Source organism: Halomonas zincidurans B6 (assembly GCF_000731955.1).
Taxonomy (GTDB): domain Bacteria; phylum Pseudomonadota; class Gammaproteobacteria; order Pseudomonadales; family Halomonadaceae; genus Modicisalibacter; species Modicisalibacter zincidurans.
This window is the reverse complement of record NZ_JNCK01000001.1, coordinates 3,275,679-3,294,390: the sequence shown is the minus strand read 5'-3', so window position 1 is coordinate 3,294,390 and position 18,712 is coordinate 3,275,679. Positions and strand designations below refer to the sequence as shown.

The window sequence follows — 18,712 nt, the reverse complement described above, 5'->3', positions numbered from 1 at the left end:
GGCAGAGGGCCAATGCCCCCTGCCGCCGGCGATTACGGCCGCTGAATCTGGAAGCCGGTCACGTCACCCACGGTCTCGTTCCATACCTGGGTGCACTCGGGATACTGCGCGTTGCACTGCTCGCCCCAGACCGGCAGCACCGCTTCACTGGCGACCTCGCTCACCAGCTGCGAGGACGAGTCGTCGATGTCGACCAGGGTCATGTCGTAGGCGGTGTGGTCCTGGCAGGAATCCTGGCCGGTACTGCAGGCGATGGCGTCGTCGTTGACGTCACGGGCGAGATCCCACATCTGCTTTTCCATTTCCTTGAATGCCGCGGTCAGTTCTTCCTGCTGGGCCGCATCGAGGCGATTCCAGGCATCCAAGTTCATGAAATGCCCCTGAACGGAGAAGGACAGCGGTAGCGGCACCAAGTGGGTGGTGACCTCAGGCCACTTTCCGCTATTGGCGGCGGTGGGCGCAGTCACGCCGCAATCGGCCACGCCACGTTGCAGCGCGAGATAGACCTCGCTGAACTGCAGGGTCACCGGCGTCGCCCCCAGGCCTTCCACCAGACGCGACATGGAGGGCGTGAACACGCGCACCTTCTTGCCCTGCAGATCGTCTAGGCCTTCGATGTCGCCATTGCAGAACAGCATCTGCGGACCGAACGGCCACAGCGTCATCAGCTTGGCGTTGAAGCGCTCTTGAAGGCGCGCGTCCATCTTCTCGCGAATCGCATCGACCACCTCGCGCTGTTCGTCGAGATTCTGGGCCACGCCCGCCAGGTCGACGCCTTCGAAGAAAGGATCGTCGCGGGAGGCCATGCCGATCTGCACCGACATCACATCGAAGGCGCCGGAGCGCAGGTTGCGCAGCGCATCGGCCGCCTCGAGTCCGATGGCGTCCATGGTATTGTAGGTCACGCGCATGTCGTCGCGCGCATCGAGCTTGGCAAAGAACGGCCGCTCGACACCGTCCACCTGCTTCTTGTTACCGGAGAAATTTCCCACCACTCGCAGTTGGATCTCGGCCTGGGCGAGACCGCCCAGCACCAGGCCAGAGATCAGGAAAGCACCCAGCATGACGTTTTTGAATGTTGTAGATCGCATTGTTGTCCCTCATTGCCGATTGGTTTGTTATTGTCGGTCAGCGTTTCGTCGGGGAAGCAGTCGTCGAATCAGTCCCGTAACCGGGGATCGGCGAACAGCATCCCCCAGCCGGTGATACGAGCCGGATCGACACCCGCCAGCTTCAGACACATCCAGACCGTCACGCTGACCGAGTCGTAGATGGGAATGCCGAGTTCTCGCTCGAGTTCGGCGACGATCCCGGCCCCGCGCAGATTGGTGCAGAGGATCGTGATCGCCTGTGGACGTGCCTCGGCGACCTCGCGCACCAACCCGACCAGGGTGGCCTCGTCGTACTCGGAAAAGGAGAAGTTGCCACGATCGTCGAGATGGCGCTCGGCGACCACCTCATGCCCGGCGGCCCGATAGTTGGCAATGATCGCCGCCTGGATGTCATCCAGGTAGGGCGTCACCAGGCCCAGCCGGGTCACCTCAGTGCGAGCCAGCACCTCGTTGAGCGCCAGTACGCTGGAGGTCGCCGGTACACCGGTGGCCTCGGTGATCGCCGCGCACAGCCGACGATCGGCCTCGAAGCCGAGCCAGCTGGACGACGTGCCGTTCCAGGCGATCACATCCATGCGGGCGTCGTTGAGCAACTGGGCCGCCGCGAGTTGCGGGGCGGGATCGAACTGAGCGAGCGCCTGCTCGCGCATGGAAATCTCCGTGACCGTGAAGCGTTGGAAGTGCGCCGTGACTTCGGGCATCAGCTCCAGCAACATCGCGCTGGTGTAGGGCTCCAGCACGGTATTGGAGGAGGGCGTGAGCATACCGATGAGCGTGCGATCCATACGGAAGAGATCCTTGTCATCATTGTGTTTGTTGTTGGCCTGTCGGCATTGCCAAACGGGATTTGAAATTTGGAATTCCAAATTTCTTCCCTGACTTCAGCATTGCACAGCGCTAGAATTTTGCAAACGGCTTTTTGCGCGCTGCCAGAAGGACGCACGCCGACGCCGATAATCACGAGACAAGGAGCACGCCAATGTCAGAGACACCATCCATCAAGTTCGAAGACCGAGCCGACACCTCATCGCGGGCGACACCGCTGCGCCGCCACACCCTCTACGAGGCGGTCACCGAGCGCCTTCGGGAAATGGTCCTGGAAGGTGAACTTCCCCCGGGCAGCCGCATCTCCGAGCGGCAACTGTGCGATGCCTTCGAGGTATCGCCGACCCCGTTGCGCCAGGCACTCAAGGTACTGGCCAACGAGGGGCTGGTGGAGCTGCTGTCCAATCGCGGCGCCAAGGTCACCGTGGTGGATCCGGCCGAGGTCGCCGATCTGTTCGAGGTCATGGCGTCACTGGAACGCCTTTCCGGTTCACTGCTGGCAACGCGCGCCAGCGATGCCGAAATCACTGAAATCCGCACCCTGCACGAGCGCATGATGGAGCACTTCCACGCCAATCAACGTCACGAATACTTCCAGGTCAATCAGGCCATTCATCGCCGACTCACCGAGATCGCCGGGAATCGTGTGCTTCTGGATCTGGAGACGTCTTTGTCACTGAAGATCACCCGTGCCCGCTATGCTGCCAATATGCAGTTGGGACGCTGGGAGGAATCCGCCCGAGAGCACGAATACTTCGTCGAGGCGCTGGAACGCCGCGACGCTCAGGCGCTTTCCGATGCGCTGAGCCTGCACATGCACAAGACCGGCAACGCCGTCCTCCAGGGCCTTCGTCAGGGCTGACTCTCCTGCCTGGCTCCGCCGGCCGTCACCGTTTTCGCCGGCCGCGGAACCTCTCCTTCTCGTCTCTCATTCCTCATTCCTCATTCTTCATTCCTCATTCAAGATTTTAAAAAACATAATAAATTGATATATATCATTTTTTAAAAAAATAGTATCCAAAGTTTTGAATTTCAAATTTCTCGGGTCTATGGTCAAAAGGGATCGCGGTCACGACCGCATCCACCGAAGCATCCCAACCGAGGACAATCGCATGACGACAACAACAACGCGCTTCACCCGCTACTGTTCCGCCCTGTTGATGGCCATGGGCTTGTCCACGCCCCTGCTGGCCAGCGCCGAGACGCTGCGCTTCGGTGGCAACTTCACCGGCGATCACTCCAGCAGCCGGGCCATGGAAATCTTCCAGGAGCAGCTGGCCGAGCGCACCGACGGCGAGCTGACCGCCCAGCTGTTCCCCAACATGCAGCTCGGCGGGGCCAGCGAGAATGTCGACCAGGTCAGCTCCGGAGCCATCATGGGCACTTGGATCGGCGTCTCCTACCTGTCGCGCATCGTGCCGGAACTCGAGGCCCTGAGCCTGCCCTTCGTCTTCGATAATCGCGAGGAGGCCTTCGCGCTGATCGATGGCGAAATCGGCGACCTGCTCGACGAGAAGCTCGCCGCGGCCGGCTTCACTGCACTGGGTTACATGGAACTGGGCTTTCGCAACGTCACCAACGACGTGCGGCCGCTCGAAACCATCGAAGACTTCCAGAACCTCAAGATCCGCCTGCAGCCCAACCAGACCCATATCGACACCTTCCGCGCGCTGGGTGCCAACCCGGTGTCGATGGACATCAAGGAAGTCTACGGCGCCCTGCAGCAGGGCGTGCTGGATGGGCAGGAGAACCCCTACAGCATCATCAGCACCAAGCGCTTCGACGAAGTGCAGCAGTACCTCTCGGACACCCGGCACTTCTATGACTACATCGTGGTGGTCGCCAACCGCGACAAGTTCGAGGCGCTGAGCGAGTCACAGCAGCAGGCCGTTCAGGCCGCCATGGACGAGGCCGTGGCCTGGCAGCGCCAGACCGCCGCCGAGGAAGACGCGGCCGCCCGCGAGACCCTGATCGAGCGCGGCATGCAGTTCACTCCGATCAACGACGAGACCCGCAGCGCGCTGCGCGAGGCCAGCCAGGGCGTGGTCGATGACCTGCGCGACAAGATCGGCGCGGACATCGTCGACCGGGTGCTCGAGGAGCTCGCGTCATGACACCCGCCTGGCATCGGCTGGAGGCGTACGCCTCCAGCCCCTTCAAGCGGCACTTCCTGCATGGCCTGGCGCTGCTCGATCGCGCCTCCTATTACACCATCCTTATTGCCATGGCCCTGATGACCCTGCTGGTCTCGGCCCAGGTGTTCGCCCGCTACGTGCTTGGCACCTCCATCGACTCCGCTGACGAGCTGTCGCGCCTGTTCTTCGTCTGGGCGATCTTCCTGGCCATCCCCCACGGCATCAAGGTGGGCATCCACGTCGGCATCGACGCCTTGGTCGGCCTGCTGCCGCAGGCCCTCCAGGAACGGCTGGCCCGACTGATGGCGCTGGTCGCCGCGGTGTTAATGGCCGCGCTGTGCTGGATCAGCCTCGGCGCCGTGGTCGACAAGTGGCAACAACTGATGCCGACCCTGCCGGTCACCGCCGCCGTCTTCTACATCGCCGTGCTGATCTGTGCCGGGCATGGCTGCCTGCACCTGATCGCCCAGGCCTGTCGACTGGAACCGCTGCCCAGCGCCCCCGAAAGCCGTGGAGGAGCCACATCATGACCCCGGCCATCATCTTCACCTTCCTGGGCTTCGCCCTGCTGCGCATGCCGCTGGCCTTCGCCCTGGGGCTGGCCTCGCTGGTCGGTCTCTACGTCGGCGGCATGGACTTCGCGGTGCTGCCCCAGCGCATGATGTACTCGGTCAACAGCTTCCCGCTGATGGCCATCCCGCTGTTCATGCTGGCCGGCGAGCTGATGGTCGCTGCCGGCATTCTCCAGCGCCTGGTGGATTTCGCCAACTCGCTGATCGGCCGCGTCCATGGCGGCCTCGCCCACGTCGCCATCGTCGCCGGCATGGTGCTGGCCGCGGTCAGCGGTGCCGCCGTGGCCAGCGCCAGCGCCCTGGGCAGCTCGCTGGTGCCGTCCATGCGCCAGCAGTACGACACCGGCTACAGCAGCGCCGTGGTCGCCTCGGCCGCCAACCTGGGCGCCATCATCCCGCCCAGCAATGCCATGATCGTCTATGCGCTGATGGCCGGCTCCTCGGTCTCGGTGGGCGGGCTGTTCATGGCCGGCGTGGTGCCCGGCATCATCCTGGCCGTGGGCTTCATGGGGCTGGCCAGCTTCATCGCCATGCGCCGTCGCTACCCGCTGGCCGGCGGCGAGATCGGCCTCAGGCACGTGCTGGTGCAGACCTGGCGCGCCCTGCCGATCCTGTTGATGCCCATCGTGGTGGTCGGCGGCATCGTCGTCGGGGCCTTCACCCCTACCGAGGGGGCCGCCATCGCCGTGGTCTACGCGCTGCTGATCGGTTTCTTCGTGACCCGCCAGCTGCACCTGGCCGACCTGCCCAGGGCGATGTTCAATGCCGCGGTGACCGCCGCCATGGTCGGCGCGCTGATCGCCTTCGCCTCCACCATGACCTTCGCCTTCACCATCGACCTGATCCCGATGCAGCTCACCAACTGGATCCAGGGGGTCACCGCCGATCCGCTGATGTTCCTGCTGCTGGTGATGGCGCTGCTGATCGGGGTGGGCATGTTCATCGAGTCGAATGCCGCCTACATCATGCTGGTGCCACTGCTGGCCCCGATCGCCCTGGCCTACGGCATCGACCCGCTGCTGTTCGGCTTCCTGTTCGTGATGAACCTGGTGGTGGGCATGATGACGCCACCGGTGGGGGTGCTGCTGTTCGTGATGTGCGGCATCTCCAAGATCAGCCTCAACGAGCTGATGAAGAGCGTCTGGCCGTTCATCGCCTTCCAGTACGTGGTGCTGATTGCCTGCATTGCCTTCCCCGGCCTCGTCACCTGGCTGCCCCGCGCCCTGGGCTACTGATCCATTCCCCATCAAGCGTCATGCGTCCCCGCCCCTCGCGGGCGGGGCCAGGGCCCCTTGCCCGCCGCACCGACGATTACAAGGAACGACAAGAGAACACGCCATGAAACTCCTCGTCATCAACCCCAACATCTCCACGGACGTGACTCGCCTGATCGAGGCCGAGGCGCGACGCAGCATCCGCCCCGGCACCGAACTGACCCTGGCCACCGCCCCCTTCGGCGTCGCCTACATCGAAACTAGAGCCGAAGCACTGATCGGCGGCTATGCGGCCATGCAAATCGCCGCCGCACGTTACGCCGCGCATGATGCGGTAGTGGTCGCGGCCTTCGGCGACCCCGGGCTGGTCGCTCTACGCGAAATCCTGCCGATACCGGTGGTCGGCATGACCGAATCCGCCCTGGTCAGCGCCTGCCAGCAGGGCAGCCGCTTCTCGGTGATCGCCATCTCCCAACGCATCCAGGCCTGGTACCGGGAGACCATCGCCGCCTACGGCTTCACCGACCGGCTGGCCAGCATCCGCGCCCTGGACGAGCCATTGGCCCACATCGGCCGCGTCCAGGAGGATCAGGGCGAGCGCCTGGTGGCGCTGGCCGAGCGGGCCGTGACCGAGGACGGTGCCGACGTGCTGATCCTGGCCGGCGCGCCCCTGGCGGGGCTCGCCCGTACGGTGGCCCACCGTCTGCCGGTAGCGGCCCTGGACGGCGTGACCTGCGCCCTCCACCAGGCCCAGGCGATGGTCGACCTGGCCCCTGCCGTCGCCCGGGGCGGCAGCTTCGCCGCGCCCCCCGCCAAGGACTGCCGCGGCCTGCCCGAGGCCCTGTCGCGGCTGGTCGGTCGCCAGCCGCTCGCCACCCAGGCCCCGCCACGGGCGCGGAGGCCGCCCCGGCGGCTTCTCCGTTCCCGGCCGTGCACCGTATACTGAACGCATCCCGGCCCTCGCGCCTCGCGACCCCTCGACCCAAGGAGGCCATGCCATGACCACGGACACCGAGGCGTCCGTCGTCGACGACGGCGGCAGTGCGACCGCCGGCCGGCGGCGCATCCAGACCACCTCGCTGGCCCAGGAAGCCTATCCCATCCTGCAACGGATGATCGTGCACGGCGAGTTGGCCCCGGGCGAGCGGATCATCGAGCCGACGCTGTGCGAGCAGTTGGGCATCTCGCGCACGCCGCTGCGTGAGGCCATCAAGCGACTGGCTAACGAGGGTCTCATCATCCTGCGGCGCAACCGCAACGCCGTGGTGACCCGCATCGACCCGACCGAGCTGGAGCACCTCTTCGAGGTCGAGGCCGGCATCGAGAGCCTGGCCGTGGGCCTGGCCGCCGAGCGCATGACCAACACCGAGCTCAAGCAGCTGGAGGCCCTTCAGGAGCGGCTCGAGAGACTCCATGCGAAGGGCGACCGGAACGGCTACTTCGCGCTCAACCAGCGCATCCACGCCCTGCTGGTGGCCGGCGCCAAGAACCCTATCCTCGAGGAGACCCACCGCCGGCTGCTCGGCCGCCTGGAGCGTGCCCGGTATCTGGCGCTGGACCGCCTCGGCCGCTGGCAGGAATCCACCGACGAGCACCGCGCCATCCTCGAGGCACTCAAGGCACGCGACGGCGAGCGCGCCAGGCGGCTACTGGGGGAGCATGTCCAGCATACCGGCGATGTCATTGCCGCCATTAATACGCGTTGATACCAATCGATTTTCCGATGATTATCCAGCAAGCTGTTACCAAGCCCCTCACTCGTCCGACTCACATCAGAATCTTCAGCGTGCTGGTACCACCATGCGCGCTTATGGCATCGCCGCGGGTCAGGATTACATGATCCGCCAGGCTTGACGATGGGCTGTGAGCCAGTCCGACGATCGGCAACCCCGAGCGAATGCGCGAGCCGATCAGCGGCGTGTAGCCCCGTGGCGATCATGCAGGCGATAGCTATCGCACCGACCCGTTGGTTGGCAACGGCGAACACCACGGTGCGTCCGCGGTGGAACACAAGGGCGGCGGGCCGTAAACCACGGGGAAGGGATGCGGGCCGGGCGGCCCGCGCGAGGGTCACTCGATTTCGTGGTTGGCCAGTGCCTCGAGGGCCCGCACCATGCCGGCGTGGTCCCAGTCGGCGCCGTCGTGGGCGGCACAGGCCTGAAACAGTTGCTGGGCATTGGCGGTGCCGGGCAGCGCCAGATCGAGGCTGCGCGCACCCTCCAGCGCCAGGTTGAGGTCCTTCTGGTGCAGCTTGATCTTGAAGCCCGGGTCGAAGGTGCGATCGATCATGCGCTGGCCATGGACGTCGAGGATCTTCGACTGGGCCAGGCCGCCGAGCAGCGACTCGCGCACCTTGGCGACGTCGGCACCGGCCTTCGAGGCGAACAGCAGGCCTTCGGCCACTGCCTCGATGGTCAGCGCGACGACGATCTGGTTGGCCACCTTGCAGGTCTGGCCGGCGCCGTGGCCGCCGATGTGGGTGATGGTCTTGCCCATGAGTTCGAGCAGCGGGTTGGCGCGCTCGAAGCCTTCCTCGGTGGCGCCGACCATGATCGTCAGCGCAGCGTTGATCGCGCCGCCCTCACCGCCGGAGACCGGTGCGTCGACGTATTCGCCGCCGGCCGCCTCGATGCGCTGGGCGAACTCCTGGGTGGCCAGCGGGGCGATCGAGCTCATGTCGATCACCAGGGTGCCGGGCTTGAGCCCCTTGATCACCCCGCCTTCGCCGAACAGCACCTGCTCGACGTCGGGGGTGTCCGGCACCATGGTGATGATCACCTCGGAGGCCTCGGCGACCGCCCTGGGGTCGGCCAGCTCCTGCATGCCCTTGTCGGCCAGCTCGCTGGCCAGCAGCTTGTCGCGCTTGACGGTGGCCAGCTCGTGGCCGGCGTCGAGCAGGTGACCCGCCATGGGACGGCCCATGATGCCCAGGCCGATGAAACCGATCTTGCTCATAATCTGTCTCCTCGCTGCCTCAGTAAGGATGAATGCGTTGTCGGAGCGCGCTCAGCGCGCCATCCAGCCAGCCCAGCCCCTCGGTGGTGGAGGCCTTGGGCTTGTATTCGCAACCGATCCAGCCGTCATAGCCCAGCCGGTCGATGTGGGCGAACAGGAACGGATAGTTGATCTCGCCGGTGCCCGGTTCGTGGCGGCCCGGGTTGTCGGCCAGCTGCACGTGGGCGATGCGATCAAGGTGCGTCTCGAGGGTCGGGGCCAGGTCCCCTTCCATGATCTGCATATGGTAGATGTCATACTGCAGCTTGAGGTTGTCGCTGCCCACCTCGTCGAACAGCGCCAGGGCCTGCTCGGTACGGTTGAGAAAGAAGCCCGGGATGTCGCGGGTGTTGACCGGCTCGGCGATCAGCAGGATGCCTTCGGCGGCCAGCTTGTCGGCGGCGAAGCGCAGGTTGTCGGCCAGCGTCTTGCGGGCCTCGTCGTCGCTGACGCCGTCGGGCTTGATACCCGCCAGGCAGTTGACCTGGGTGTTGCCCAAAACCTTGGCGTACTTGATGGCGCGGTCGACCCCGGCGCGGAATTCCTCGAGACGATCCGGGTGGCAGCCGATCCCGCGCTCACCGGCACCCCAGTCACCGGCCGGCAGGTTGAACAATACCTGGGTCAGCCCATTGGCCTCCAGGCGCTCCTTGATCTGCCCAGGCTCGTAGTCATACGGGAAGAGATACTCGACACCCTTGAAGCCGGCACCGGCGGCGGCCTTGAAGCGGTCGAGGAAGTCCTCCTCGGTGAACAGCATGCTGAGATTGGCAGCAAACTTGGGCATGTTGCCTCCTATTCTTGCGCTTGGTCTTTATTATGGGTGCAGTGCCGGCGCAGGGCCGGCACTGCGCCAGTGGCTCAGGTGAGTGACACGATCGACGTCGGGGCGTCGGAGACGTTCTCGGCCAACAATTCGAATTCGTTGACGTCGGCCAGCCCCTTGCCGCTCATGGCGATGTTGGTGATGCGCTCGAGGATAACCTCGACCACCACCGGCACGCGGTACTGCTTCATCAGCTCGCGAGCCTGCTCGAAGGCCGGGCCGATCTGATCCGGCTCGGTGACGCGGATCGCCTTGCAGCCCAGACCCTCGACCACGGCGACGTGGTCCACGCCGTAGCCGTTGATCTCGGGGCAGTTGATGTTCTCGAACGACAGTTGCACGCAGTAGTCCATGTCGAAGTTGCGCTGCGCCTGGCGAATCAGCCCCAGGTAGGAGTTGTTCACCAGCACATGGATGTAGGGCAGGTTGAACTGCGCCCCCACGGCCAGCTCCTCGATCATGAACTGGAAGTCGTAGTCGCCGGACAGCGCCACGATGTCGGCCTCCGGGTCGGCACGACGCACGCCCAGGGCAGCGGGAATCGTCCAGCCCAGCGGGCCGGCCTGGCCGCAGTTGATCCAGTGACGCGGCTTGTAGACGTGCAGGAACTGGGCCCCGGCGATCTGCGACAGCCCGATGGCAGTGACGTAGCGGGTGTTCTTGCCGAAGGCCTTGTTCATTTCCTGATAGACGCGTTGCGGCTTGACCGGCACGTTGTCGAAGTCGGTCTTGCGCAGCAGGGTACGCTTGCGCTCCTGGCACTCCTCGGCCCAGGCGCTGCGATCCTTGAGCTTGCCTTCGGCTTTCCATTCCTTGGCCACCTCGACAAACAACTCGAGTGCCGCCTTGGCGTCGGAAACGATGCCGTAGTCCGGGCCGAAGATACGCCCGATCTGGGTCGGCTCGATGTCCACGTGAACGAACTTGCGGCCTTCGGTGTAGCTGGCGACGTCACCGGTATGGCGATTGGCCCAGCGATTGCCGATGCCCATCACGAAGTCGGACTCGAGCATGGTCGCGTTGCCGTAGCGGTGCGAGGTCTGCAGTCCGACCATGCCGGCCATCAGCTTGTGATCGTCAGGGATGGTACCCCAGCCCATCAGGGTCGGGATGACCGGCACACCGGTGATCTCTGCGTACTCGGTGAGCAGCTCGCTGGCATCGGCGTTGATGATGCCGCCACCGGCCACCAGCAGCGGCTTGTCCGATTCGTTGAGCATCTCCAGTGCCTTCTCGATCTGGACGCGCGAGGCGCTCGGCTTGTAGGCCGGCAGCGGCTCGTAGGTGTCCGGGTCGAACTCGATCTCGGTCATCTGCACGTCGATCGGCAGGTCGATCAACACCGGGCCGGGTCGCGAGGAGCGCATCAGCTGGAAGGCCCGCTGGAAGGCACGCGGCACCTGAGCCGGCTCGAGCACGGTGATCGCCCACTTGGTCACCGGGCCGGCGATGGCCGTGATATTCACCGCCTGGAAGTCTTCCTTGTGCAGCTTGCTCGACGGCGCCTGGCCGGTGATGCACAGGATCGGGATGGAGTCGGCGGAGGCCGAGTAGAGCCCGGTGATCATGTCGGTACCGGCCGGGCCAGAGGTGCCTATGCACACGCCGATGTTGCCGGGCTTGGTGCGCGTGTAGCCCTCGGCCATGTGCGAGGCGCCCTCGACGTGGCGCGCGAGCACGTGATCGACACCGCCCACCTTGCGCATGGCGGCATAGAAGGGGTTGATAGCGGCGCCGGGCAGGCCGAAGGCGACATCGACGCCTTCCTTCCTGAGCACGTGAACGGCGGCTTCTGCTGCGGTCATCCTGGTCACGAGCGGTCCTCCTGAGAGATTTGGTCGTTATTGTTGACCTCAAGCTAGGCATCGCCGCAACGGCTGTCAATATTTAATGGAAATATTTTCCATTAAATGCAAGCAGTGAAGAAAACCAGGAAAAACACCATATAAACCACTAATATTGGGCGATATTCACGAAAAATGGGTCCGGCGAATCATGCCGAACCCATTATATAGAATATATTTCCAATATTATGAAATGATGATCAAGCCAGGCTGATGCGTGCGGCCAGGGGGTGCTCGTCGCAGTTGTCGCCCGGCCCGCCGCGGTCGACCACCAGGAACTCGCCTTCGCGCTCGAGCACCGACTGAATGGCGTGCCAGGTGCCGGCGCGGTAGTTGACGCCCTGCCGGCCGTCGGTGACGAAGGCGCGCATGCCGGCCGGATCGATGGTCTCGCCGGGCGGCGCTACGACGACCAGAAAGCGCTCCTCGTGCAGCGGCATGAACGCCTGGCTGCCCAAGGGATGGCGCTCCAGGAAGTCCAGCGTCAGCGGCAGCGTGACCGGCTGGCTGACGAAGATACTGATCAGGGCGCGCGCCTCGTCACCCAGCGTCTCGACCCTGGCCAGGTCGTGATAGCGCCGTGTGCGCCCGGCGTTGATGTGAAAGTACTCGGCCGTACGCGTGTCGATGACATCGCCGAAGGGCGCGAAGGCCTCGTTGGTGAGGGGCTGGGCGGTGAGTTCGAGCATGTTCATAACCCTGTTCGATTCTACGTCTCGTAAAACTAGGCGAGCGAAGGTCAGGCGAGGCGAAGATCGGCGAAAAGCGGACTGGGCTCGCACACGAGTTTACAAGTCGTAAATGAGCATTTTGATCGGACTCGCGCCCGAGTTGATCTTCAACACTGCATGACCGAGCGCAGACAGTTTTACAGGCACAATTTCATGTGCCGGTTGACGTCCTTATAGAGCAGATAGCGAAAGCGCCCCGGGCCGCCGGCGTAGCAGGCCTGCGGACAGAACGCGCGCAGCCATAGGTAGTCGCCGGCCTCGACTTCGACCCAGTCCTGGTTGAGGTGATAGACCGCTTTGCCCTCGAGCACGTAGAGACCGTGTTCCATGACGTGGGTCTCGTCGAAGGGAATCACCCCGCCGGGCTCGAAGTTGACGATGTTGACGTGCATGTCGTGGCGCATGTCGCCAGGGTCGACGAAGCGCGTGGTGCTCCATTTGCCGTCGGTATCGGGCATCACCAGCGGCTCGATGTCGACTTCGTTGGCGATGAACGGCTCGGGCGTCGCGATGCCCTCGACGCGCTCGTAGGCCTTGCGAATCCAGTGGAAGCGCACCTCGCTATCGGCTTCGTTGCGCACCCGCCAGTCGCAGCCCGGGGGGATGAACGCATAGCCGCCCGGCTGCAGGATGTGATGCTCACCGGCCAGGGTCAGGCTCAATTCGCCCTCGACCACGAATAGCACGCCTTCGGCCGCCGGGTCGAGCTCGGGCTTGTCGCTGCCACCGCCCGGGGCGACTTCCATGATGTATTGCGAGAACGTCTCGGCGAAGCCCGACAGCGGCCGCGACAGCACCCACAGCCGCGTCCTGTCCCAGAACGGCAGGTTGCTGGTCACGATGTCACGCATCACGCCCTTGGGGATGATCGCGTAGGCCTCGGTGAACACCGCCCGGTCCGAAAGCAGTTGGGTCTGCGGCGGCAGCCCGCCGTGTGGGGCGTAATAGGTCGGTTGTGTCATGGCTTACCTTGAAACGTTGACGGTGGTCGAGCGCTTCAACCGCGCGACGCGGGATGATGCTCGGCCCAGTGGCGGGCGATATCCACACGCCGGGTTATCCACACCCGGTCGTGGGCCTCGAGGTGATCGAGGAAGCGCTGCAGCGCGCGGAAGCGCCCGGGGCGCCCGACCAGCCGGCAGTGCAGGCCGATCGACAGCATCTTGGGGGTCTCCGCGCCTTCTTCATAGAGCACGTCGAAGGCATCGCGCAGATACTGGAAGAAGGGCTCGCCGTGGTCGAAGCCGGTGGGCGAGGCGAAGCGCATGTCGTTGGTATCCAGCGTATAGGGCACGATCAGGTGGCGGTGCGTCTGGCCCTGGCTGTCCTTGACGTCGCTCCAGAACGGCAGGTCGTCGCCGTAGTAATCACTGTCGTAGAGAAAACCGCCCCGGTCGAGCAGCAGCCGCCGGGTGTTGGGGCTGTCGCGGCCGGTATACCAGCCCAGCGGTTTCTCGCCGTAGAGCGACTCGAAGATCTCGACCGCCCGGCGCATGTGGTCGCGCTCTATCGTCTCCGGCACGTTCTGGTAGTGGATCCAGCGGTAGCCGTGGCAGGCGACTTCGTGACCCAGTTCCTTGAACGCCCGGGCGACCTCGGGGTTGCGCTCGAGAGCCATCGCCACGCCGAACACGGTAAGCGGCAGGCCGCGCCGCTCGAACTCGCGCAGCACCCGCCATACACCGGCCCGCGAGCCGTACTCGTAGATCGACTCCATGCTCATGTGGCGCTCGGGATAGGCCGCCGCGCCGACGATCTCGGAGAGGAATTGCTCGGAGTGGCTGTCGCCGTGGAGCACGCAGCTCTCGCCGCCCTCCTCGTAGTTGAGCACGAACTGCACGGCGATGCGCGCCTTGCCCGGCCAGTCGGCCTGCGGTGGCGTGCGGCCGTAGCCGATCAGATCGCGGGGGTAGGCGGCATCCGATAGAGACATGACGGTTTTCCTTGTCGTTGTACAGGCGGCGAGTGCCCGGGACCAATGTATACAAGGCTAACCTAGCGCCTAACGCGCCTCCACGGCAAGCCGTTCCCGGACGCTGGACTTGGCTCTTGTCCTGGTCTCAGCCAAGTCGGCGAATCCTCCACGACGCGTTGACACCTTCCTGCCTGGCCAACGCTTCTTTGCTTGCATTCGCTGCCAGCGGCCTCTAACTTTTGTGTACAAAGTATTTTCATATCGTAGACAACCAGGTGAGGCCGGCCTTCAGCCGCGAGACAACCGTGCACATTCGCGTCATCAATCCCAACACCACCGCCAGCATGACCGCCAGGATCGGCAAAGCCGCCGAGGCGATCGCCGCGCCGGGCACGCGCATCAGCGCGGTCAACCCACAGGACGGCCCGGTGTCGATCGAGAGCCACTTCGACGAGGCGATCAGCGCGGTCGGCGTCGCCGAGGAGGTGCGCCGCGGCGAGCGCGAATCGGTCGACGCCTATATCGTCGCCTGCTTCGGCGACCCCGGGCTGATGGCCGCGCGCGAGCTGACCCGGGCGCCGGTGATCGGCATCGCCGAAGCCGCCTTCCACATGGCCACGCTGGTCAGCACGCGCTTTTCGGTGGTCACCACGCTGGGGCGCACCGCGATCATCGCCGAGCACCTGCTCGCCAGTTACGGCTTCGCCGGCCACTGCCGGCGGGTGCGTGCCGCCGAGATTCCGGTGCTCGAACTGGAAGACAACAATGAGGCGGCCTTCGAGCGCATCGTCGCCGAGTGCCGGCGCGCCCGCGACGAGGACGGCATCGGCTCGATCGTGCTGGGCTGCGGCGGCATGGCCGATCTCACCGGGCGGATCAGCGACGCCGTGGGTCTGCCGGTGATCGAGGGCGTGACCGCCTCGGTCAAGCTCGCCGAGGCGCTGGTCGGGCTGGGCCTTCACACCAGCAAGCACGGCGACCTGGCGTTTCCACGACCCAAGCCGTTCAGCGGCCGGTTCGCCGACTGGAGCGACGCGCGCCACTGACGAGCCCGCCAACCTTACGACACAAGGTGCCACCCAAGACCCAGAAATCCGACACGCCAATCAATTACAACAACGACGCAGCACGCCTCAGACCCAAGACCCGCCGCTTGCGGCGACGACAACAAACCGGCAATCACCGCGAGGCAACGTATGACCACTTCGACCTCCCAGCCCGGGGCGGCGCCCGACGCCGTCGCCACGGCGACCAAGGCCCCCGGCGACGAATCCCTGGCACCGCAGAAGACCCGCATCATGGGGCGCACCTCCTACCTGGCAGCCTGGATGGGTGGGTGCGTCTCTATCGGGACGTTCACCGTCGGATCCAGCCTGGTCGGGACCTTGAACCTGCTCCAGGCGGTGCTGGCTGTCAGCATCGGATGCCTGGTTATCGGCATCGGACTCGCCATCAACGGCGCCGCCGGCCACAAGTACGGCATCCCCTTCGTGGTCCAGGCGCGCAGCGCCTTCGGCATGGCTGGCACCAAGATCCCCGGCCTGGTGCGGGCCATCCCCGCCTTGGTGTGGTACGGATTCCAGAGTTGGATCGGCGCGGGCGCCCTCAACCTGGTGACGGCCACCCTGTTCGGCTTCGACAACATTGTCGCCTGGTTCATCGTCTTCCAGGGGCTCCAGATCGGCCTGTCGGTCTTCGGATTCAAGGGCATCAAGTGGCTGGAGAACATCGGCAGTGTCTTCATCCTGGCCTCCTTGGTCTACATGTTCATCAGCGTTATCAACCGATACGGTGACCAAATCGGGGCCAACCTGGTCGACATCGAGGGCACATGGGGGGCGCCATTCTGGTCTGCGACCATGCTGTACCTGGGGATCTACGCGACCATGATGCTCAACGTCAGCGACTACTCTCGGGAGCACGTGCGCGATACTGGCCCGGGTCTGATAACCACCATCTATACCATGGCCATTCTGCCGGTCACCCTGTTCATGGGCCTGATCGGTTTCATGGTCTCGGGTGCAACGGGGACGGTCGATCCAATCGACGTGTTCAGCAACGCGACGGACAACACCCTGCTGCTGGTCACCACCCTGCTGTTCATCGCCTTCGCCCAGGTCACCACCAACGTGCTCAACAACGTGGTGCCGCCGACCTACGTATTCATGGACGTCTTCAAGCTCCCCTTCAAGACCTCCACCATCCTGGTGGGGCTGCTCGCCGTGGCCACCTTCCCCTGGAAGCTGGTGCAACCCGACTCCGCCGCCGGACTGCAGCTGTTTATCCAGATCTACTCCGCCTTCCTCGGCCCGATCTTCGCCGTCATGGTGGTCGACTACTACCTCACCCGTCGCCGCAGCCTGGACCTTACCGCCCTGTACGACAAGGACGGCCCGTATCGCGGCATTAACCCAGCGGCCATCATCGCTTCCTTGGTCGGCTTCGCGGCGGCGGTCGCGTTCACGGATCTGGGGTGGTACATCAGCCTCGCCCCCGCCGGCCTCACCTACTACCTGCTGATGAAGCACTGGCCGGCCTGCCGGCGCTTTCGCGACTAGCTCGACACGCTATCCTGTAGGGAGCCCGGTACCGGCCAGCGGCATGCTGGCCGGTACCGTTTCCTCTTCGCGACAGGGAGCCGCCATGACCATACGCAAGTGCGCCGCCCAGCCCCCGACACCGCAGACGGTGAGCGAGGCTCACCGGCGCTTGAAAGAGCGCTCGCCGCTGGTTCACTGCCTGACCAACCGGGTCACCATCAACGTGGTCGCCAACACCCTGCTGGCGATCGGCGCTGCGCCGGTGATGGCCGATCATCCCCAGGAAGCCGCCGACGTGGCGCGCCAGGCCGGCGCCGTGCTGGTCAACCAGGGCACCCCCAGCGACCACCAGATCGAGGCGATGCATCGCGCCATCGCCGCGACCGGCGAGGTGGGCGTGCCTTGGGTGCTCGACCCGGTGGGCGCCGGCGCGCTGACGCTGCGCCGCCATTGGGCCGAGGAACTGCTGGCGCACCGGCCGACGCTATTGCGTGGCAACGCCGCCGAGGTCATCGCCCTGGGTGGTCAGGCGGAAGGCGGCGGGCGCGGCGTCGACAGCGCGCGTGCCAGCGCGGAGGCCCGCGACGCCGCCCGCCGATTGCTCGCGCGGTGCGGCGGCGTGGCGGTTTCCGGGGTGCAGGATCGCCTGGTGGCGCGGGCCGACAACGATGGCCGGGCATGCCCGCTCGAGCTGCGCCTCGACGGCGGCAGCGCCTGGCAGGCGCGCATGACCGGCAGCGGCTGCGCGCTGGGGGCAATAGCCGCCGCCTACGCCGCGGTCTGCGACGACGTCGTCGGGGCCATGCTCGCCGCCCATGTACATGCCGCGGCAGCGGCCGAGCGGGCCGAAGCCCACGCCGCCGGGCCGGGCAGCTTCGCGGTGGCCTGGCTGGATGCACTGGCCGACCCCGCACTCGACCTGGCCGGCTTCGCCGAGCAACGCCTCGTCACCGAGTGGTTGGCCGGCGATTGATCCATGGCCATTGAGCGGCCCTGCTTAGTGAGCGTTGATCCGCATCCACAATGCTAGACTGTCGCCAACACAGGCGCTGGATTACCAAGGAACCATGATGCCCGACCAGACAGACATACTGCAGGGTCTCGCCGAGCTGGCGGCCGGGAACGATGAAATCGCCGTGTTGTGGCTCTATGGCTCTCGCGCCAAGGGAACTGCCAACGAGGGCAGCGACTACGATCTTGCCGTGGCCTTTCGCACTTTCGAAAAGGACGCCCTGGAACGCCGTCTACGCCCCCAACTGCTGGCACAAACCTGGCAGGACGAACTGGGCCTTTCGGAAGATCAACTTTCCATCGTGGACATCAACCTGGCGCCGCTCCCCTTGGCTCATGCAGTGAACCGCACCGGCCGGGTACTGCTCGCCAACGATAAGCTGCGTCTGATTCGTGAAGAACAACGCATCACCTCGATGTGGGAGATCGATCACCAGTATCATCAGCGGCACTATGCTTGAATGACGGCTTGAATGACGGCTTGAATGACGGCTTGAATGACGGCTTGAATGACGGCTTGAATCGACAGGTATGCATCACGTGGAAACCGAATACATCGACGCCATGCGGGAGCATCTGGCCACCCTGGCCGAGGAACTCGAGCAGCTGCACCAGGCCGCCAGCACGCCCGAGGGATTGAATGCACTGCTCTACCGTGCCGCGGAGCGCAACCTGCAGCTGCTCACCGAAGCCTGCATTGGCATCGCCAAACAACGCTTGAAGTCGCTGGGTGTCGTGGTCCCCAGCGATGCCCGACAGGCCTTCTCCAAGCTACAGAGCCTGAACCATGACCGTAGCGGTACGCCATGGAACAAGATCATCGGCCTGCGCAACGCCCTGGTCCACGATTACCTGAATCTGGATGCCGAGATCGTCAAGGCCATTATCCGTCAGCGCGATTACCGGTCGCTGCTCGATTTCGCCGAGCGGCAATTGCGGACTGACTAGCGGCTTCGACAACAGCCGCCTCACGAAAACCGGAACTCTTTCTCG

Annotated in this window: 19 protein-coding genes and 1 pseudogene; 11 read left to right on the top strand and 9 right to left on the bottom strand. The window is 64.8% G+C overall.

Features of this window, described 5'->3' with window-relative positions; all coding sequences use genetic code 11:
* Positions 1-32: 32 nt before the first annotated feature.
* Positions 33-1,091: a TRAP transporter substrate-binding protein gene (locus tag HALZIN_RS0115440; RefSeq protein WP_051907558.1), complete on the bottom strand. Its 1,059-nt coding sequence runs from the start codon at positions 1,089-1,091 to the stop codon at positions 33-35.
* Positions 1,092-1,159: 68 nt separating this feature from the next.
* Positions 1,160-1,897 carry a maleate cis-trans isomerase family protein gene (locus tag HALZIN_RS0115435; protein ID WP_031385085.1) on the bottom strand — a complete coding sequence of 246 codons (738 nt, stop codon included), beginning with the start codon at positions 1,895-1,897 and terminating at the stop codon, positions 1,160-1,162.
* A 194-nt stretch (positions 1,898-2,091) separates the two neighbouring features.
* On the opposite strand from HALZIN_RS0115435, the gene HALZIN_RS0115430 reads away from it, so the two are divergent.
* From HALZIN_RS0115430 to HALZIN_RS0115405, 6 genes are all read left to right on the top strand, one after another.
* Positions 2,092-2,799 (top strand): GntR family transcriptional regulator, encoded by a 708-nt coding sequence (locus HALZIN_RS0115430; RefSeq protein ID WP_051907557.1) that lies wholly within the window; start codon positions 2,092-2,094, stop codon positions 2,797-2,799.
* A 250-nt stretch (positions 2,800-3,049) separates the two neighbouring features.
* The gene (locus HALZIN_RS0115425) at positions 3,050-4,051 is read left to right on the top strand and encodes a TRAP transporter substrate-binding protein (protein WP_035575401.1); all 1,002 of its coding nucleotides are present in this window, start codon (positions 3,050-3,052) and stop codon (positions 4,049-4,051) included.
* On the top strand, positions 4,048-4,602 hold the full coding sequence (locus tag HALZIN_RS0115420) for a TRAP transporter small permease (protein ID WP_051907556.1): 555 nt from the start codon (positions 4,048-4,050) through the stop codon (positions 4,600-4,602). Before HALZIN_RS0115425 ends, HALZIN_RS0115420 begins: the two co-directional genes overlap by 4 nt.
* Positions 4,599-5,879: a TRAP transporter large permease gene (locus HALZIN_RS0115415; protein WP_031385081.1), complete on the top strand. Its 1,281-nt coding sequence runs from the start codon at positions 4,599-4,601 to the stop codon at positions 5,877-5,879. The genes HALZIN_RS0115420 and HALZIN_RS0115415 overlap by 4 nt, the downstream gene beginning before the upstream one ends.
* Before the next feature lie 103 nt (positions 5,880-5,982).
* The gene (locus tag HALZIN_RS0115410) at positions 5,983-6,804 is read left to right on the top strand and encodes an aspartate/glutamate racemase family protein (RefSeq protein WP_084173628.1); all 822 of its coding nucleotides are present in this window, start codon (positions 5,983-5,985) and stop codon (positions 6,802-6,804) included.
* Between the two features lie 52 nt (positions 6,805-6,856).
* On the top strand, positions 6,857-7,564 hold the full coding sequence (locus HALZIN_RS0115405; protein WP_084173626.1) for a GntR family transcriptional regulator: 708 nt from the start codon (positions 6,857-6,859) through the stop codon (positions 7,562-7,564).
* A gap of 61 nt (positions 7,565-7,625) precedes the next feature.
* On the opposite strand, the pseudogene HALZIN_RS18495 reads toward HALZIN_RS0115405, so the two are convergent.
* The 7 genes and pseudogenes from HALZIN_RS18495 to puuE form a co-directional block, all read right to left on the bottom strand.
* Positions 7,626-7,818, bottom strand: a pseudogene (locus HALZIN_RS18495) (pyruvate kinase); the annotation flags it as partial.
* Between the two features lie 110 nt (positions 7,819-7,928).
* Complete coding sequence (locus HALZIN_RS0115400) at positions 7,929-8,813, bottom strand: 2-hydroxy-3-oxopropionate reductase (protein ID WP_031385078.1); 885 nt, start codon at positions 8,811-8,813, stop codon at positions 7,929-7,931.
* A gap of 19 nt (positions 8,814-8,832) precedes the next feature.
* Positions 8,833-9,639 carry a hydroxypyruvate isomerase gene (gene hyi / locus HALZIN_RS0115395; RefSeq protein ID WP_051907555.1) on the bottom strand — a complete coding sequence of 269 codons (807 nt, stop codon included), beginning with the start codon at positions 9,637-9,639 and terminating at the stop codon, positions 8,833-8,835.
* A 74-nt stretch (positions 9,640-9,713) separates the two neighbouring features.
* Entirely contained in the window at positions 9,714-11,492 is a 1,779-nt protein-coding gene (gene gcl, locus HALZIN_RS0115390) for a glyoxylate carboligase (RefSeq protein ID WP_031385076.1), read from the bottom strand.
* Positions 11,493-11,722: 230 nt separating this feature from the next.
* Positions 11,723-12,211 carry an ureidoglycolate lyase gene (locus tag HALZIN_RS0115385; protein WP_031385075.1) on the bottom strand — a complete coding sequence of 163 codons (489 nt, stop codon included), beginning with the start codon at positions 12,209-12,211 and terminating at the stop codon, positions 11,723-11,725.
* Between the two features lie 179 nt (positions 12,212-12,390).
* On the bottom strand, positions 12,391-13,215 hold the full coding sequence (locus HALZIN_RS0115380; RefSeq protein ID WP_031385074.1) for a bifunctional allantoicase/(S)-ureidoglycine aminohydrolase: 825 nt from the start codon (positions 13,213-13,215) through the stop codon (positions 12,391-12,393).
* 35 nt (positions 13,216-13,250) lie between these two features.
* Positions 13,251-14,186 (bottom strand): allantoinase PuuE, encoded by a 936-nt coding sequence (gene puuE / locus HALZIN_RS0115375; RefSeq protein ID WP_031385073.1) that lies wholly within the window; start codon positions 14,184-14,186, stop codon positions 13,251-13,253.
* A gap of 287 nt (positions 14,187-14,473) precedes the next feature.
* Between puuE and HALZIN_RS0115370 the strand changes: the two genes are divergently transcribed.
* From HALZIN_RS0115370 to hepT, 5 genes are all read left to right on the top strand, one after another.
* Positions 14,474-15,214 carry an aspartate/glutamate racemase family protein gene (locus tag HALZIN_RS0115370; protein WP_031385072.1) on the top strand — a complete coding sequence of 247 codons (741 nt, stop codon included), beginning with the start codon at positions 14,474-14,476 and terminating at the stop codon, positions 15,212-15,214.
* Positions 15,215-15,364: 150 nt separating this feature from the next.
* Complete coding sequence (locus tag HALZIN_RS0115365; protein ID WP_031385071.1) at positions 15,365-16,726, top strand: NCS1 family transporter; 1,362 nt, start codon at positions 15,365-15,367, stop codon at positions 16,724-16,726.
* Positions 16,727-16,811: 85 nt separating this feature from the next.
* A complete protein-coding gene (gene thiM, locus HALZIN_RS0115360) occupies positions 16,812-17,681 on the top strand; it encodes a hydroxyethylthiazole kinase (RefSeq protein ID WP_051907554.1) in 870 nt (289 codons plus the stop codon).
* 97 nt (positions 17,682-17,778) lie between these two features.
* On the top strand, positions 17,779-18,180 hold the full coding sequence (mntA, locus tag HALZIN_RS0115355) for a type VII toxin-antitoxin system MntA family adenylyltransferase antitoxin (RefSeq protein ID WP_051907553.1): 402 nt from the start codon (positions 17,779-17,781) through the stop codon (positions 18,178-18,180).
* Between the two features lie 79 nt (positions 18,181-18,259).
* Positions 18,260-18,667 carry a type VII toxin-antitoxin system HepT family RNase toxin gene (gene hepT / locus HALZIN_RS0115350; RefSeq protein ID WP_201448205.1) on the top strand — a complete coding sequence of 136 codons (408 nt, stop codon included), beginning with the start codon at positions 18,260-18,262 and terminating at the stop codon, positions 18,665-18,667.
* Positions 18,668-18,712 lie beyond the last annotated feature (45 nt).

Excerpts from the sequence above, each read along its gene's own strand:
- HALZIN_RS0115440 (WP_051907558.1), bottom strand. The coding sequence starts at position 1,091 with ATGCGATCTACAACATTCAAAAACGTCATGCTGGGTGCTTTCCTGATC.
- HALZIN_RS0115435 (WP_031385085.1), bottom strand. The coding sequence starts at position 1,897 with ATGGATCGCACGCTCATCGGTATGCTCACGCCCTCCTCCAATACCGTG.
- HALZIN_RS0115430 (WP_051907557.1), top strand. The coding sequence starts at position 2,092 with ATGTCAGAGACACCATCCATCAAGTTCGAAGACCGAGCCGACACCTCA.
- HALZIN_RS0115425 (WP_035575401.1), top strand. The coding sequence starts at position 3,050 with ATGACGACAACAACAACGCGCTTCACCCGCTACTGTTCCGCCCTGTTG.
- HALZIN_RS0115420 (WP_051907556.1), top strand. The coding sequence starts at position 4,048 with ATGACACCCGCCTGGCATCGGCTGGAGGCGTACGCCTCCAGCCCCTTC.
- HALZIN_RS0115415 (WP_031385081.1), top strand. The coding sequence starts at position 4,599 with ATGACCCCGGCCATCATCTTCACCTTCCTGGGCTTCGCCCTGCTGCGC.
- HALZIN_RS0115410 (WP_084173628.1), top strand. The coding sequence starts at position 5,983 with ATGAAACTCCTCGTCATCAACCCCAACATCTCCACGGACGTGACTCGC.
- HALZIN_RS0115405 (WP_084173626.1), top strand. The coding sequence starts at position 6,857 with ATGACCACGGACACCGAGGCGTCCGTCGTCGACGACGGCGGCAGTGCG.
- HALZIN_RS0115400 (WP_031385078.1), bottom strand. The coding sequence starts at position 8,813 with ATGAGCAAGATCGGTTTCATCGGCCTGGGCATCATGGGCCGTCCCATG.
- hyi (WP_051907555.1), bottom strand. The coding sequence starts at position 9,639 with ATGCCCAAGTTTGCTGCCAATCTCAGCATGCTGTTCACCGAGGAGGAC.
- HALZIN_RS0115385 (WP_031385075.1), bottom strand. The coding sequence starts at position 12,211 with ATGCTCGAACTCACCGCCCAGCCCCTCACCAACGAGGCCTTCGCGCCC.
- HALZIN_RS0115380 (WP_031385074.1), bottom strand. The coding sequence starts at position 13,215 with ATGACACAACCGACCTATTACGCCCCACACGGCGGGCTGCCGCCGCAG.
- puuE (WP_031385073.1), bottom strand. The coding sequence starts at position 14,186 with ATGTCTCTATCGGATGCCGCCTACCCCCGCGATCTGATCGGCTACGGC.
- HALZIN_RS0115365 (WP_031385071.1), top strand. The coding sequence starts at position 15,365 with ATGACCACTTCGACCTCCCAGCCCGGGGCGGCGCCCGACGCCGTCGCC.
- thiM (WP_051907554.1), top strand. The coding sequence starts at position 16,812 with ATGACCATACGCAAGTGCGCCGCCCAGCCCCCGACACCGCAGACGGTG.
- mntA (WP_051907553.1), top strand. The coding sequence starts at position 17,779 with ATGCCCGACCAGACAGACATACTGCAGGGTCTCGCCGAGCTGGCGGCC.